This is a genomic window from Bacillus sp. FSL H8-0534, assembly GCF_038005885.1.
Taxonomy (GTDB): Bacteria; Bacillota; Bacilli; order Bacillales; family Bacillaceae_G; genus Bacillus_A; species Bacillus_A pseudomycoides.
On the sequence record NZ_JBBOUC010000001.1, the window covers coordinates 1,083,237 to 1,099,274 of the forward strand.

Below are 16,038 nucleotides of genomic sequence, written 5' to 3' on the forward strand. Positions count from 1 at the left end.
TTCGCTTTTTCATGTGAGCATTTCTTTACGCATTTTTCGTAAGTAAATATATAATAGAATGTACATTAAGATAGAGAGGTATTTTCTATGATTAAACTAAGTGTATTAGATCAATCCCCTATTTCCGATGGCAGTACAGCAACTGAAGCTTTTTCCAATACAGTAACACTTGCTCAAGAAGTGGAAAAACTAGGATTTACTCGCTTTTGGGTGTCTGAACATCATAATTCTGTCAGTTTAGCTGGTTCAAGTCCTGAAGTGCTCATATCTCATATTGCAGCGAAAACAAATCGCATCCGTGTGGGGTCCGGTGGCGTTATGCTTCCACACTATAGCTCATATAAAGTCGCTGAAAATTTCCGTGTATTAGAAGCGCTTTATCCAAATCGAATCGATCTTGGAGTTGGTAGAGCACCAGGTGGTATGCCCATCGCAACTCGCGCGCTGCAAGAAGGAAAAATGATTTCACTCGACCAATATCCAGAACAAATTCAGGATGTAGCCATGTACTTACATGACAACGTACCTGAAAATCATCAATATGCAAACCTAAAAGCTTCGCCTGTCATTCCTACTGCACCTGAAATATGGATGCTTGGATCCAGTGGAGAAAGTGCCATGGTTGCAGCAAAACAAGGGGCTTCTTTTGCCTTCGCTCAGTTTATCAACGGCTATGGTGGTCCTGAAGTGATGAAAGCTTATCAAGAACAATTCCAACCATCTTTCTTAGGAGACAAACCAAAATCAATTGTTTCTATTTTTGTTGTTTGTGGAGAAACGACTGAAGAAGCTGAGAAAATTGCGTCTAGTCTAGATTTATCAATTCTATTATTAGAACAAGGAAAACGCACAACTGGTACCCCTTCCATTGAAACAGCACAAAACTATCCTTATAGTGCCTATGATTTGTTCCGCATTAAAGAAAATCGGCAACGTATGATTGTAGGTGATCAACGTTACGTCAAAGAACAAATCTTAAACTTGAGTAAAGCTTACAATACTGAGGAATTTATGATTGTAACCATCACCCATCAATTTGAGGACAAATTAAAATCGTATCGTTTATTAGCAGAAGCTTTTCATTTATAATATACAAAAAAAAGTGCGTCACATAAAGTGATGCACTTTTTTTCAGCCTAAGTTTTTTATAAATCTGTACCCTCAATATATTTAACTGCTTCTTGTAAGATTTCTTCAAAATTCTCAGGGTAATCGTGATTTAAGTTAGAAATAACCTTATACTCATGATTTATATTTTTCGTTTCCAATCGTTTCACAAACTTCTGTGTACATTCAAAGCAATCTTCATCCTGATCTCCACAAATAATATATCCCTTAATACCTTTATCTTTCAATTTATCCAGCAAGTCTTCCCACTCTTCAATTTCAGGAATCCATGGCGCTACAAAAACAAAGCCTTTTACAATAATATGTTCGTTTAAGATTGCATGTAACGCAACTCTTGCTCCAGCGGAAAATCCTCCAATAATTACATGCTCTACCTCACCATGATTACTAGCTACAATACTTTCATAGTGTTCCTTTAACTCACGAGAGCCCTTTTCTATATCATCCCATACGTATCCTTCTGAAAATTGAATTTGAGAAGACTGCGGTAATGCTAATAAATACCCTTGAGATACAACGGATTGCCAATATGGTTCTGCTATCTTTATATTTTCTTGATCACCATGCAATGCAATAAGTAGATTGTTATGAATACCGCTATTTCCTTGTATAACTTTCAAATCAAATTGTTCAGATTTCTTTGCTACTTCTTCTCTTTCTTTACATAACTGAATCATCTGATGAAATTCTTCATATCTATGAAGGGGGTTCAAATCGGCATCTGTAATTAAATACTCATACCCATACCAAAACTCATTTTCTACAATCGCTTCTTTCATTATATGTAAGGCTTCTTTCTCAAGCCCAGATGCGCTTGCTAATGCATATTTAAAATTATATATTTGAGCTTTATTACCAGTTATCTTATCAGCATTTTTGGTAATATAATGGTATGCTTCTAAACTACCATCCTTTGCATAACATTCTAATGTCTCATTTAACAAACCAATATAAGTAATCTTACTCATCCACACTTACCTCCCGTAACCTTTTTAGAAATATATACTTCTCTAACACGGTTTCAGTCATCCTAAGGTTCCGGTAAATACATACTGTCAATTTTTGAATATCAGATTAACAGTAACTCCCCCTACTCTTAGGATGACGTTTGCTAACTGACTTACAATTTTTCATAATACATCACTCCTTTCTATCTCTTACATACAATTAAATACAGAATTAACAGAAAAGTCAATCTATAAATCGAACTATACTATACTTTCACATTTCTTTTCAACAAAAAAACAACAATATATAATTGTTGTTTTCATGTTAAACAATATTTTTTTTACTTTTATCTGGCTGACTTGAAACTAAATAATGCTTCTCTGAAATATATAATTTTCGCTTTAATATACGATCTAAATACGGCGCTAGTTTCATTCCACATATAAGACGATCCTCATCATCTTCTACAATAGGAAACATTTCTTTTTCTGTAACATATTGGTCTACTGCTTTTTGCACAAGATCAATCTCTTTTACGAGTTTTAGATTTTCTTCTGTATGTTCAAATACCTCGAGCGTTTCCTTCGTTATAATGAACGTATTTGTAGGAAATGCTGGTAAATACGGTTTTAACAAGTCATAATTCACTGTATAATCTTCATTGACTAATACTGTATAAACAATATTTGCATTTGTTTCCAGAAATTTAGCCATTGCTTGCTCTAATTCGTCTTTCGTAATTGACCTCTCCTCTTTTCCACTTTTGAAAAAGCGAAACATTGCATCGCCTCCTTTTTACTATATTATACCATAGAAAGAAAGCTGAAAAATCATAAAAAAACCTATTGAAAGAATTTTCAATAGGTTTTTTTGTCTTATTTTAAGAAGGCACTCAACATCCAAACATGTTGTTCTAATGTTGTATGAATAGCTAATAGCATATCTGCTGATGTTTCATCTTTAGCCTCATCCGCTACTTCCATACCTTCTTTTAATTCTTGAATGATTGCTGAGAAATCATTTACTAATGTTTTCACCATTTCTTCAGCTGATTCTTTACTTGTTCCTTCATGTACAGTAGATGTTTCTAAATACTCTTTCATTGTTGCTAGTGGTTTTCCTTCTAACGCTAAAATACGTTCTGCTAATTCATCAATATATGTTGCTGCTTCATTATAAAATTCTTCAAATTTTTCATGTAATGTAAAGAAGTGTGGGCCTGTCACATACCAGTGATAGTTATGAATTTTTACATATAACACATTCCAGTTTGCTACCTGCTTGTTTAATACTTCAACAACATTTGTTTTCGTACTCATTCAATCCACTCCTCTTTATTTTTAGAATTATTCTCTTTTAATAATACATTCTTATTGTACCATAAATTCCCTACTCGTCCAAATCATCCGCTTATATGTAACAAAGTTTTAACAACTTTAATCATTCCTAAATGTTGAGAAATCCATGTACCCTTTCTTGCACTTCACATGTCTAATTGCCCAAGCTCACACATATGCATAATAATAGGTCAAGCTCATCATAGTAGAAAGAGGGATTACATGGATAATCAACAATGGCAAGTAGCTAAAAAAGTTGCTGCTACTTATATTGGGACTGTCGTCGGAGCTGGATTTGCAACTGGGCGAGAAATTGTTGAGTTTTTTACGATTAACGGATTATACGGAACAATTGGAATATGCGTAAGTGGATTTTTTTTCATTTGGTTAGGAACGAAAATGATGTTGCTCTCTTCACAAATCGGTGCATTTTCCGCTCAGGAATTTAACAGATATTTATTTGGTGATGTATTTGGAAATGTGGTAAACACTTTGTTATTACTCGTACTTTTTGGTGTGACAAGTGTTATGCTATCAGGCGCTGGTGCTGTATTCGAAGAACAACTTCGGCTACCACGACAGCTCGGTATTTTCATTACAGTTATCGCATGTATCATTATTGGTAGTCGTGGATTACAAGGTGTATTTGAGGTGAATACACTTGTAGTACCAATTATGATGATTTTCATTATCGGACTTGCTATTACAACTTTTATTCATGGCACAACACCTATCTTTAACACTGTTCCTACAGAAAGTTGGAACATGAAATGGATAACAAGTCCACTTACATATGTCGCCTTAAATCTTTCTCTCGCCCAAAGTGTTTTAGTACCGTTAGCAAGTGAAGTAAAAGATCGAAAAGCGATTCTATGGGGCGGAATTTTAGGAGGAGCTGGACTATGCTTTATTCTATTATGTAGTCATTTAGCCATTTTATCTATTGACCAATTTTATCAATATAATATTCCTATGGCTGAAGTAGTAAGAAGATTTAATGCTACCTTCCATTTCTTCTTTGTCCTGATTATTTTTGGGGAAGTGTTTACAACATTAGTTGGAAATGTATTTGGGATGACAAAACAAATGCAGTCTATCACTGGTTGGAAGAACAACAATATTATTTATTTTATTTTACTAATTAGTTATTGTTTTAGCTATATTGGTTACAGTGAACTTCTTCACATCTTGTATCCAATAATCGGATGGGTTAGCATCGTTCTTCTTCCAATTATCGCATATAAACAGCTTGAAAAAACATAGTAAAAAAGCATCCGTTATGTACGGATGCTTTTTTACTCACAATCTTCACATACTTCCCAATACAAACCCATTTCTACTGCGAGGAATGGCTTTAATTGTAACCGAATCATTCGGCTTGGCATACGCTCTAAAACAAACTGAATACCTTCTTCATCCTCTTCTAACTCGGTTTTTAAGATTACTATTCGTTGTATAGTTGTAATCGGCTGACCCTCTTTATATAAAGTAATTCGCAACTCATCATATTCATTAAAAAACAATTCTACACTCATATGTTCTGTTGATACACTATTAACAATTGAGTACTTACCATCTTCTTCTTGGATTACATATTTCCAGCCATTTTTTCCATCTTCCATTGGAGCAGCTTGAAATAATGACATTAAATCCTCGTATAGCATAAGATAACCCCTCTCTTACTAAAAAACGATGAGTATTTTATATACCCTTTTTCTCTATCACTATCAAGCTTATTGTACCATACATCAATTGACTTGCTATATTCTTCTGCCTATTATACTCCACTACTTTTATCCCGCTATTTGCTGGCAGTAACACTCCCACCTCAAAATTCAGCGAAAGCTAAGAAATTAGGTTGAGGATGAACTGCCAGTAAAAGCCCGATTGGGGAAGGCTGATAATCAGTGGGGAGAAGAAAAGCCTCACCGATTAAAGTTTCACTGTATATAAATCATGAAAAAACAGGAATGACATTTATCATTCCTGTTTTTCATCAAAATACTTTCCCTATAGCAACTAAAGCTAATACCACTATCAAGCTGGCGAATAGTACCGATACAATAAAGCTGAAAATTGGTAATGTTTTCTTTTCATTCTTTTTAAACAATAGTCTTAAACTAATCACGATATTTAATGGTACAAATATGAAATAAAAATATTTAATAATTTGCATTGCACCACTCGAACTATTTAAAAGTGTTTTAAGTACAAACACCTCAATCAAAAAGATAAGAAAAAATGAAATACTTAACCAAAATGAGGCATAGCTAAGCCAAGAATATCTTTTCGTTCCCCAATACACTCCCATACTCTTCTCCTTTATAAATAGTCTACTTTTCAATAATTATACATACTTATAACAAATTCCTTTATTTTTCGACTATAATTGCCTATTTTTATAGAATAAATGACAAAAAACCAAAAGCATTCTATTAGCTTTTGGCTTCTCATTCTATTCTACTTTCTCCGATTCTGCTTCGCTATTTTTTTCCACTTCTCCCGCTCAGCACGAGCAAGCGCTAGATCTTGTTTTCTCATTGCGTATGCAATTTCCTTTTGCAATTTTTTATAATTCTGCAAACGGTTTGCTTCTAAAATCCCCTCATCAATAGCGGTGCGAACTGCACACCCAGGCTCATTTTCATGCTGGCAATCACGAAAACGGCACTCTTCTGCAAATTTTTCAATATCAGAAAACGTCGCATGAATCGCTTCGCTTCCCTCCCACAGTTGAAGTTCTCGCATTCCTGGCGTATCAATTACTAAACCACCACTTGGTAATTGAAACAACTCACGATGTGTCGTAGTATGCCGTCCTTTACTATCCTCTTCGCGAATACCACCTGTTTTTGCAACTTCACTTCCCATTAATGCATTTAGCAAAGTAGATTTCCCGGCGCCTGAAGAACCAACAAGAGCAATCGTTTTTCCAGAAGTGACAAATTGTTGCAAGGACTCAACTCCCGCTTGCTGTAAACTATCCACTGCAAAGATTGGAACACCAATAGCTATTGCCTCTGTTTCCAATATCTTTTGCTCCACATCTTCACACAAGTCACTTTTCGTCAAAACAATAACAGGCATTGATCCACTTTCATAAGCTAATAATAAATAACGTTCAATTCTTCTTACATTAAAATCATGATTAAGCGCATTTACTAAAAATAGATAATCAACATTTGCTGCCACAATCTGCTCAACCGTTCTTTCGCCAGCTGCTTGCCTAGAAAAGGAACTTTTTCTTTGAAAAACACTATGAATAATTGCCTTGCTTTCCTCTTTTATTTTCTTTACATGCACCCAATCACCAACTGCTGGATAATCACCTTTATCTAATGCTTCATGACGAAACTTTCCAGATAACTCTGCCATATATTCGCCATCATCACAAATAATACGGTACATGTGCTTATGTTCAAGTAAAATTCGACCTATTTCATACTTTTCTAAAGATTGATCCTCAAAAAAAGAATCCCATCCGAATGTTTCTAAACAATTTTGATTCAAATCTATATCCTCCCTATTTTGAGCTCAGTGGAAGGATGACGCGATTCTTTACAAAGTCTCGCTCTTTCCATCCACCTTTGTACTTACTTTAACATCCATATAAATCATCGCCATAATACATCACTCCGTTCTTAGTTTCGTTAATCTCATTATATGTAATATTATTTTGAAAAGCTACTTTATTTAACTAAATTTTCAGATATATACTTTTTTATCGTCCTTATTTGTCCGCGATGGCTGATTTCATCTTCTAGTACATGGAACCACAAATAGTACTGATTATATATGCCCCCGTTATCCCATCGACCTTCTGACATTAACCAAGCATCATCTTTTTCTTTTAAATATCGCAGCGATTCTTCTCGAACTTTATTAAAAAGTTGTACGTAGTATTGCACCTCATGCCCGCGAATTCTTCTTCCCGCTTCTCCTAAGAAAAGAGCGTTATTCCATCCCTTCAACTCCTCTTTTGTAAAATCTCGGTTCTGGAAAGAAATGAGCTGATGAACTTTTTCTATTGCGGCAATATGTTTTAGCAATGCGCCGATAGAATTCCCACCATCGACCAAGATAAAATCTAAATTTTCTACTGTTAAATCTTTTATTTCATACAATGTAACCGCTCTTGCATGCTAACAAGTTGTCCTACATTTGGCGTATAATTCTCTATACTTCGTATTCGGTAATCTATTTTCATTTTTTCATCCTCCTTTTCTAGATTTTATGATAATGAAAAAGAACGTCACATAATAGACTGAAATATACCAGAATTTTCTGTTATAATAAAAGTGAACGAGCATGTAGCCAAACCAAATTTTCTCAATATACTTATATAAAATTTAAAAAGGAATACGGATGTAAAAAACGAATCTTATTCACTAAAAGGAGTGGATTTGATGGAGATGTATCAATGGCTAACTGCTGTTCTCATTGGTGGCATTACTGGTTTCGTTTCCCATCTTATCAATAACCAAGGCAAGTTATTGCTTCCACGCCGTTTAAAAACATTTTTTCATCTTGGGTTTTTCACTGATATTTTGACTGGTAGTCTTGCTGCACTTCTGGGACTCGTCTTATTTGATGTGATTACTATAAAAGAAATTATTAAAGTGTCCATTGTCACTGCCATTTCAGGGCAAACATTCTTACTTCATCAAGCCCTCGGCGGTGAACAGGCAAAAAACACACAGATTAGTAAAGCCGATGAAAAAATTCAAGAAATTGACAAATTATTACGGCGTTAATCTATACTTCATTTAAAAATTACTGTTATAATGGGGAATAAATATTTCTGAATTGCGTCGTCTGTCAGAAGAAAGGGTGTTTCGTATGCCAAAAAAGACAATAGAAGATTTCTTAACAGACTCTGAAAAAGAGGAACTGATAGAAAACTATAAATGTTTACGAGCAGCCCGCACAAAGCGCGAAGCTAACTATTTTGGTGAGGCAGTCAATCACCTATTGGATAAAGCCCAAAAACGAATTATTGAAGAAGCAGGAATCGAAGATGAAAATGCTGCAACTGTTCAATCCAAACGAAAAGCACTGTTTTAGACGCATCACTAAAACAGTGCTTTTTGTCATTTTGTTTACATAACAATATTATTATTGATTATAAAGAGGCGGTCTTCTGTTTTTCTCCTATTTCTCCCGTCATGTATCGATCGCTTTTTCGGAACACTAGAAGTGAAACCACATATAAGATAGCCGTAAATAAACCAATGAAAATAAAATTACCAAATGCTGCAAATAGCACCCCCGCTATTGCCGCCCCAATTGTTTGTCCAATATACATAGAAGAGTTTGCTAACGCCGCTCCTGTTCCCCTGGCTGTGCTAGACATCTTTTGCAAACGACTCATCATGAGTACAAATAGAATTCCTGTAATAAAAAATACAATAAAGAAAAATAACGCAACCAATAGAATATGTTTCAAATACGGTAAAATAACATATAGGCCAGCTACGACAAAAATACCACCATAAAATGCATACTTTTTACAAGTCTAGGTCCTACAATATTTCCTGTTAGATTTCCTAGTCCAAGTATAAGCATTGCTGTTCCTACTTCATTTACTTGTAACTTAAATTGAGTTGTTAACCATACTCCCAAAAATGAAAATGCTGCAAAGTTACCAGTTTGAAAAAGAAAATATGCAAAGTAAGTAAGTGAGGTTTTAGAATCTCCTAATAGTTGTTTATAACGACTTACAATAGAATGGTAAGAAAGGGGTAAGAAGCGTTTCCCCCTCTTTGTTAATCCTCTAGAATAGATTGTACATATTCCAAATCACACTCATTTAACGAGACATCTACTACCTTTACATTTTCTCTTACTTGCTCTGCACGTTTCCCACCTGGAATCACCGTATCAATTCCCCTTTGATTTAGAAGCCAAGCTAACGCTATATTAGATAACGTTGTATCTTTTTCTCTAGCAAACTCTTTTAATTTTTCAACTTTCATAAAGTTTTTCTTATATGTACGTTCCTCAAATAATGAAACATCATGGCGCCAATCTTTTTCATCTAATTTCAAATTTTCTGGATATTTACCACCTAAAATTCCAAAAGCAAGAGGTCCATATGGAATAAATGAAATCCCTTCTTCTATGCAATATGGTAAAAGTTCCTTCTCTGCTGTACGATCTAACATATTATAGGGAGCCTGCAGTACATCAATATCTCCAAACTGATTTGCCTCTTTTAACTGAGCTAGATTTACATTTGATATTCCGATTGAACGAATTTTTCCTTCTTCTTTTAAACGAACAAGTTCCCCAATTGAATCTATGTACATAGTTTCTGGATTGGTAAAATGTAAATAATATAAATCAATATAATCTGTCTGAAGTCTGCGCAAACTATTTTCTACTGCACTTCTTAAATAATTTGGTTCATTGTTAATACAAGTAGAGCCCTTAAATAAAGGCTGTATTCCTCCTTTTGTAGCAAGCACAACATCTTGTCGTTTTCCTTTAATTGTCTCCCCTATTAATTCTTCAGACCTTCCAACCCCATATGCGTCCGCTGTATCTATAAATGTAATTCCTTGCCTTATAGCTTCCTCAATCATTTTCATACCTTCTTGTTCATTCACATTCGAATATAAGTTGTGACCCCCTACTGCATTCGTTCCTAAACCAATTTGAGAAATCTGTAATTCTCCCTTTTGCAACGTCGTATAATTCATTTTCATCCCCCTATATTTCTATTGTTCGAATATATTCGAACAATAGAAATATATCATGCTATATGATATATTTCAACTGAAAGAACTTATAAAAGTAGGTGACAATATGCGAACACTATACCATCCAAACCGAGAAGAAATTCAATTTTCTTCTGTCTTATATGCCCTCAGCGACCAAATTCGTTTACAAATTGTAAACATGCTAATGGAACAAAATGAACAATCATGTGGTGCACTAAATATTCCTGTGGCAAAATCAACCTTATCCCATCATTTTAAAGTTTTGCGTGAATCAGGTGTAATGTATACACGTATAGAAGGAACGCAGCGTTTTATTTCGATTCGAACGGAAGATTTAAACGCTCGATTTCCTGGACTATTAGATGCTGTCTTGCAAGCAACGGAACCGTATTAAAAAACATCTCATATAAATATGAGATGTTTTTTAATAGCAATTATTCTTTTAATAAATCTATTAAACCATTCCCTTCAGATGTTCGCTCATATCCTAATGGTACAGTACGTTTAATGAGTTGTGCATAGATTTCTGGTTCTGATAACTTTCTTCCATATTCTCTTTCACATTGTTTAATCAGAAGGGCTAATGCTCCCGCAATATGCGGCGTTGCCATTGACGTCCCACTTAATACCGCATACTTTCCTTCAGGATAAGTAGAAAGTATTTCTTCTCCTGGAGCGACTAAATCAATTTCCTGATTTGAATTACTAAAACAAGCAAGTTTCCTTTCTAAATTAACAGCACCTACTTCAATTACTTCTGAATAAGCACCTGGAAAGTCTAATTCCTCTGTTTCATCACTGCAATCTCCATTATTTCCTGCTGCACATACAACGAGTACGTCCTGTTTCACCGCATGTTGAATGACTTCATGTAACTCTGGAACATCTTGTGGCCCGCCGAGTGACATAGAAATGATTCGTACCCGTTCTTGATTAGGCCCTCTCCAGCGCACTGCATAATCAATAGCCTCAATAATTTGTTGATAGCTTCCTGAACCATCTCCTGATAATACTTTTAACACTAATAACTTAGCAAGTGGAGCAACGCCCAGTACCCCTACCCCATTTTCTGCTGCTGCAATTGTTCCTGCAACATGCGTACCGTGACCATTATTATCAAGATAGACTTTCGGGTCCCCTTCATAATCTTCAGTAAAATTTCTCCCGCCAATAATTCGATCTTTTAAATCAACATGATTTATATCACAACCTGTATCTAAAACAGCAACGACAATGTCTTTTCCTTTTGCACTCTTTTCCCAAGCACCAGGAGCATGAATCAGTTGTACACCTGGTGGAATTTCGTTCACTTGCTCTATTACTTTATCGACCGTAAACGGAATTAATTGAATACCTTTTTGTTTATTCGCTGTACTACTGTTCACCATAACCCCTCCTAAAAATATATTACCCTCCCGTTGAATGCGCTTACATTTATAAATAACATTCGTTTTCTCACTTCCATTTTCCTGCTTCAATATTTTTGTCAATATAAAAAAAACATCTTTTCCACCAGATATTCTGACGAAAAAGACGTTTTTGAAATCCTATATTACTTCATTTTTTGCGGCCACAAACTCCATTTCTTTAATAAAAGCATAATTGCTGGAACAAGCAATGTCCGCACAAGGAATGTATCGATAATAACCCCTAGTGCAACTACAAATCCAAACATAAACAGCTCTAATAAGGGCTGAGTAGTTAATACAGCAAATGTAGCCGCTAATATGATACCAGCAGAAGAAATGACGCCTCCTGTCGCTGTTAACCCATTTTCAATTGCTGCTTGTAACGAATGCTGTGCTGCTTCTTCCTTAATGCGTGAAACGAGCATAATATTGTAATCAACACCAAGTGCAACAAGGAACACAAACGTATATAATGGAATTCGATAACTCATGTCAGTATATCCAAACAAATGCTGGAATAAGAACATACTAAGCCCTAATGCCGCACAATATGATAACAATATCGTTCCAATCATATAAATTGGTGCAATGAGTGATTTTGTTTGAATACCTAATAAAATAAAAATTAAGCTAGAGATTAACACAACGATTAATGTTGTATCATGATTATTAATATCATACAGATCCGCTTGCTTTGCTGTTTCACCTGCGAAATAAACATGACCATCCTTTACAAATTCACTTTCTTTACTTTGAAGCGATTGAATCGTGTCCATTGCTTGTAATGAGTATGGTTGATCTTTTAAAATTAATTGTACTTTTGCCGCTTTTCCATCCTCAGACAATAATTGACTTGTGTTCTTTTTAATCGTTTCAATAGAAGGATTCAACCCTTCTACACCTTTTTGTTTGTCTAGCTTTTCTACAAACTGTACGATTTCTTCATTTGATAATTTTCCCTCTTTATTTACTACAACTGTAATTGGTGCCAATTGACCAGGAGAGTATTTCTTTTCAATTAATTCATATCCTTGTCTGGATTCTAAATTGTCCGGGAAAGACTTTAATAGATTGAATGAATACTTAATTTGAAAAATATTCATTGAGCATACAATTAGAAATACAGCAACCGCTCCTCCAATAATATATGGTCTACTTACTACGACATGACTCACCTTTTTCCATATCACGTGTTTTTCTTTTTGCTGCCCAATTTTTGGAATAAACGGCCAGAATGCTTTTCTACCAAACAGCGTAAAGAGGGCAGGTAGTAATGTAATTCCACCTAGAATAATGACAACAAGCGCAATAGAAAATAGCGGGGCGAAGTTTCGATAACCATTATATACTGCGAAAAACAGCATTAACATCGAAGCAAGCACAGTACTCCCACTAAAGAAAATCGGTTCGCCTACCCTTCTCATCGCTTGCTTCATACTTTCATATTTATCTTCACGCTTTTGCAACTCTTCCTTGTACCTTGCAAAAATAAATAAAGCATAATCCGTTAACGCGGCGAATAATAAGATTGACATAATCGACAAGGATTGTGATTTTATTTCGAGGCCAAATTTACCAAATAAACCAAGGGTTCGGTCGATTACTTGGTACACAATAATTGCCGCTATGAGTGGAATAACTGCTAATAGTGGCGAACGATAAATCATAATTAATAATACAAAAATCAACCCAATTGTTGATAATAGAAGTACTACATCAGCATTTTTAAAAATTTCTAACGTATCCGCAGCAATCCCCGCTGGACCCGTTACCTTCGCCTCCATACTAGAAGGTAATTCCTGTTTCAATTCTTTTTTTATTTGATTTACAGTATTGTGAATCTCTTTTACTTCTAGATTATTTGTCATTGTAACAGGTAAAATAAAACTTGTTTTATCTTTAGATAAAAAACCTGTTAACATTTGAACTGGCATTTCACTAATTGGTACAATTTTCTCGACATGCTTTATTTTCTTATCCTCTAGCCTCTTGGTCATTTCTTGAATATGTTGTAACTCTTCTTCCTTCATTTCCTCTTTTTGATCAAATACAATAATAGCCGGTAATCCTTCATCATTTGGAAAATACTTTTCTACTTGTTTTTCAGCTTGCAAGGATGCTGCGCTTTTCGGAATGCCATCACCACTTACATTATTTGCGTATTTCTTTGCTGGTTTGGAGACTCCTGTTAGTACAAGCATAATAATAATCCAAGATACAACAATGATTTTCGCACCTTTTTTACTACTCGCAAAGTCTGTTGTGCTCTGTAACCATTTCAACATACAAACCCTCCTTACACATTATTAACATTTAATAAAGTTAATCATTAACTTTACACTATATGTATATTGCTTTCTTACAAACAAATAAAGTGTAGGACAAATATATGTGAAAAACAAGTCTGTTCACAAAAACTACAAATTACTATTTGTATATACAATTATTAAAACATTACATGTAAACTCTTAAAAATATCCAAGTTTTTATTTATATAATAAAAACTCCCCTAACCTCATGTGTTAGGGGAGTTTTATGAACTACTATATGTTAACTCATTCGTAATCTTTCTTTCAATTGCTTTAAATAACGTGATCGTATCAGGATAAAGTACACAATTTGAATCCCTACAAAGATACTTAATACAATCGCATTTTCTTTTACAAGTGAATACTCAAACATTTGCCCTAAAGCTGTTAACGCAACTGCACCATGTAATGTCGCAACACCAATTGGAACAAAGAATAATAGCCCTAATCGGATCGTTACTACTTTTGCTAACTCACCACTTGTTAAACCTACTTTTCGAATGGAATCAAATAAACGATAGTCCTCTTCTAAGTCAGAGAATAAGCGGAAGTATAAAAAACTACCTGCACAAACAAAGAATACAATACCAATAAAGAATCCTACAAAAAAGATAGGTCCAGCAAATTGTAAAGCCTGATTTTGATCATATTCTGCAGCACTAAATCTTGAATATTCTTGATAAGCTTTTATCTGGTGGGTAAGTTCTTTTCCAGCTTCAATTTCATTTTTTGTTTCGTTTGTTTTATACATGTAATCTTTTACTTCTTTGAATCCATCTTGTAGTAAATTATATTGAGCTTCTGAAACTACATAGATATTTCCAGTAAGTACTTTACCAAGAGAAGATGTGTTAACTTTTTTTACCTGCAACGATTTGTTATCATTCGGTAATTCAATTGTTGTTCTTTCTTTTTTCGGTGGACCTGGTATTTCTATCGATAGAAATAGTACTGCATTTTCAGTTAATAAATCAACTGGCTCCCCCGTTAACTTTGCATACTTTTTATAATCAGATTCTCTTACAAATGTCGCATCTCTTAGTGGTTTATTTTCAGTTTTCTTTGATACAATATCTATTTTTTCAGCAGATATATGATATCTCTTCAATGTTTGTCCAATGAATCGTACGTGCTGTGGCTCATTTTCATCCCCTTGTTTAGAGTGATAATGGAATGCAATTGGTTGATTCATGATTCCCTTTGTCATGGAAGCAAAGCCGACTAATGTACCAATAGCTGAAAATGCTACAGTTGAAATAATGGTAACAATAAAGAACATCCGCGCGTTATCTCTCATACGGTACGCTAAATCTGAAAGAGTAATAATATTCGTTCTCGTCCAATACAACCGTTTACTCTTTTTACATGCTCGAATAATAAATACGCTGAGCTGCTTATAAAATAAGTATGTGCCAATAATGACAACTGTCGTTACAGGAATCAACATAATAAATACCATGGCACCATGCGAAATTAAAGCACCTATATATCCCGCTCCAAGCAATACTATAGCTAAGAACGAAGAAATAATTGAAGCTTTTGGTTCAGGCTTTGCTTTTACTGCACCTCTAAGTAGTTTCATAATCTGATTTTTACGAATCAGCCCTGCACTAAAGAATGAAATGATAATAAATAATATGAAAAACATAATGCTTGTTACACCGATTGCTGTTGTTGGTACATAGTATGATAAAGATAAATCTAACTTTAGTAATAATGGCGCTACCAAAATCAATATACCCGAAAACAGCATGCCGCAAATGATACCTGTAATAATTGCAGCGATACCGATCATAACATTTTCAAAAAAGATAAGACGCTTTAATTGAAATTTCGTCATACCTAGCATCATTAAAATTCCCAATTCACGCTTTCTTGTTTTTAAAAACATTCCCATTGAATACAAAATAAAGAAAAACGTAAAAAGATAAATAATGACCTGTGCAACAGACATACTTACAAATACATATTGACCTAATTGGCCTGCGCTTAATGCTGGATGAAATGCAAAAAATGAATAAACAAAAAAGGCCATAATTGCAAATGCACTACTCAAAAAATAAGCTGAATATGTTCGTCTATTTCGCGTTACATTACGAAACGCTAATTCCCTAATATTCATATTGTTTCTCCGCCCTTCCAATCACTATACTGCAATCATAATGAAGCGAAGAAATATCTTCCA

15 protein-coding genes and 2 pseudogenes are annotated in these 16,038 nt (G+C 34.5%); 5 read left to right on the forward strand and 12 right to left on the reverse strand.

Translation table 11 applies throughout. From position 1 onward, the window contains the following. Positions 1–87 precede the first annotated feature (87 nt). On the forward strand, positions 88–1,089 hold the full coding sequence (locus tag MHH71_RS05665; protein ID WP_003206914.1) for an LLM class flavin-dependent oxidoreductase: 1,002 nt from the start codon (positions 88–90) through the stop codon (positions 1,087–1,089). A gap of 56 nt (positions 1,090–1,145) precedes the next feature. On the opposite strand, the gene MHH71_RS05670 is transcribed toward MHH71_RS05665, so the two are convergent. The 3 genes from MHH71_RS05670 to MHH71_RS05680 all read right to left on the reverse strand — a co-directional run bounded on the left by MHH71_RS05670 (position 1,146) and on the right by MHH71_RS05680 (position 3,395). Continuing rightward, positions 1,146–2,096: an alpha/beta hydrolase gene (locus MHH71_RS05670; protein ID WP_018781332.1), complete on the reverse strand. Its 951-nt coding sequence runs from the start codon at positions 2,094–2,096 to the stop codon at positions 1,146–1,148. A 304-nt stretch (positions 2,097–2,400) separates the two neighbouring features. After that, a complete protein-coding gene (locus tag MHH71_RS05675; protein ID WP_003197072.1) occupies positions 2,401–2,856 on the reverse strand; it encodes a DUF3939 domain-containing protein in 456 nt (151 codons plus the stop codon). A gap of 95 nt (positions 2,857–2,951) precedes the next feature. Beyond that, on the reverse strand, positions 2,952–3,395 hold the full coding sequence (locus MHH71_RS05680; protein ID WP_003197069.1) for a Dps family protein: 444 nt from the start codon (positions 3,393–3,395) through the stop codon (positions 2,952–2,954). A gap of 240 nt (positions 3,396–3,635) precedes the next feature. Between MHH71_RS05680 and MHH71_RS05685 the strand changes: the two genes are divergently transcribed. Further along, positions 3,636–4,676 carry a YkvI family membrane protein gene (locus tag MHH71_RS05685; RefSeq protein ID WP_006094577.1) on the forward strand — a complete coding sequence of 347 codons (1,041 nt, stop codon included), beginning with the start codon at positions 3,636–3,638 and terminating at the stop codon, positions 4,674–4,676. A gap of 32 nt (positions 4,677–4,708) precedes the next feature. On the opposite strand, the gene MHH71_RS05690 is transcribed toward MHH71_RS05685, so the two are convergent. The 4 genes and pseudogenes from MHH71_RS05690 to MHH71_RS05705 all read right to left on the reverse strand — a co-directional run bounded on the left by MHH71_RS05690 (position 4,709) and on the right by MHH71_RS05705 (position 7,620). Further along, complete coding sequence (locus tag MHH71_RS05690) at positions 4,709–5,077, reverse strand: DUF3979 family protein (RefSeq protein WP_018765458.1); 369 nt, start codon at positions 5,075–5,077, stop codon at positions 4,709–4,711. A 332-nt stretch (positions 5,078–5,409) separates the two neighbouring features. Continuing rightward, positions 5,410–5,724: a hypothetical protein gene (locus tag MHH71_RS05695; RefSeq protein ID WP_006094578.1), complete on the reverse strand. Its 315-nt coding sequence runs from the start codon at positions 5,722–5,724 to the stop codon at positions 5,410–5,412. A 149-nt stretch (positions 5,725–5,873) separates the two neighbouring features. Then, a complete protein-coding gene (gene rsgA / locus MHH71_RS05700; RefSeq protein WP_003197062.1) occupies positions 5,874–6,923 on the reverse strand; it encodes a ribosome small subunit-dependent GTPase A in 1,050 nt (349 codons plus the stop codon). Between the two features lie 179 nt (positions 6,924–7,102). Next, positions 7,103–7,620: pseudogene (locus tag MHH71_RS05705) on the reverse strand (DinB family protein). 199 nt (positions 7,621–7,819) lie between these two features. On the opposite strand from MHH71_RS05705, the gene MHH71_RS05710 reads away from it, so the two are divergent. Beyond that, positions 7,820–8,167 (forward strand): DUF4257 domain-containing protein, encoded by a 348-nt coding sequence (locus tag MHH71_RS05710; protein ID WP_018781335.1) that lies wholly within the window; start codon positions 7,820–7,822, stop codon positions 8,165–8,167. A gap of 85 nt (positions 8,168–8,252) precedes the next feature. Next, positions 8,253–8,477, forward strand: coding sequence for a hypothetical protein (locus MHH71_RS05715; protein WP_006094581.1), 225 nt, complete (start codon positions 8,253–8,255; stop codon positions 8,475–8,477). Positions 8,478–8,535: 58 nt separating this feature from the next. Here MHH71_RS05715 and MHH71_RS05720 read toward each other — a convergent pair. Both MHH71_RS05720 and MHH71_RS05725 read right to left on the reverse strand, forming a co-directional pair. Continuing rightward, positions 8,536–9,140: pseudogene (locus tag MHH71_RS05720) on the reverse strand (MFS transporter); the annotation flags it as partial. A 38-nt stretch (positions 9,141–9,178) separates the two neighbouring features. Beyond that, complete coding sequence (locus tag MHH71_RS05725) at positions 9,179–10,114, reverse strand: aldo/keto reductase (protein WP_018781337.1); 936 nt, start codon at positions 10,112–10,114, stop codon at positions 9,179–9,181. A gap of 106 nt (positions 10,115–10,220) precedes the next feature. Here MHH71_RS05725 and MHH71_RS05730 point away from each other — a divergent pair, with 106 nt between their 5' ends. Beyond that, positions 10,221–10,529, forward strand: a complete 309-nt coding sequence (locus tag MHH71_RS05730) for an ArsR/SmtB family transcription factor (protein ID WP_018781338.1) — start codon at positions 10,221–10,223, stop codon at positions 10,527–10,529. A gap of 40 nt (positions 10,530–10,569) precedes the next feature. Here the strand turns inward: MHH71_RS05730 and MHH71_RS05735 are convergent, their stop codons facing one another. The 3 genes from MHH71_RS05735 to MHH71_RS05745 form a co-directional block, all read right to left on the reverse strand. Next, positions 10,570–11,520, reverse strand: a complete 951-nt coding sequence (locus MHH71_RS05735) for a S8 family peptidase (protein ID WP_018765452.1) — start codon at positions 11,518–11,520, stop codon at positions 10,570–10,572. A 167-nt stretch (positions 11,521–11,687) separates the two neighbouring features. Then, positions 11,688–13,829 carry an MMPL family transporter gene (locus tag MHH71_RS05740; protein WP_006094587.1) on the reverse strand — a complete coding sequence of 714 codons (2,142 nt, stop codon included), beginning with the start codon at positions 13,827–13,829 and terminating at the stop codon, positions 11,688–11,690. A gap of 265 nt (positions 13,830–14,094) precedes the next feature. Then, positions 14,095–15,975: an FtsX-like permease family protein gene (locus MHH71_RS05745; RefSeq protein WP_006094588.1), complete on the reverse strand. Its 1,881-nt coding sequence runs from the start codon at positions 15,973–15,975 to the stop codon at positions 14,095–14,097. Positions 15,976–16,038: the final 63 nt, after the last annotated feature.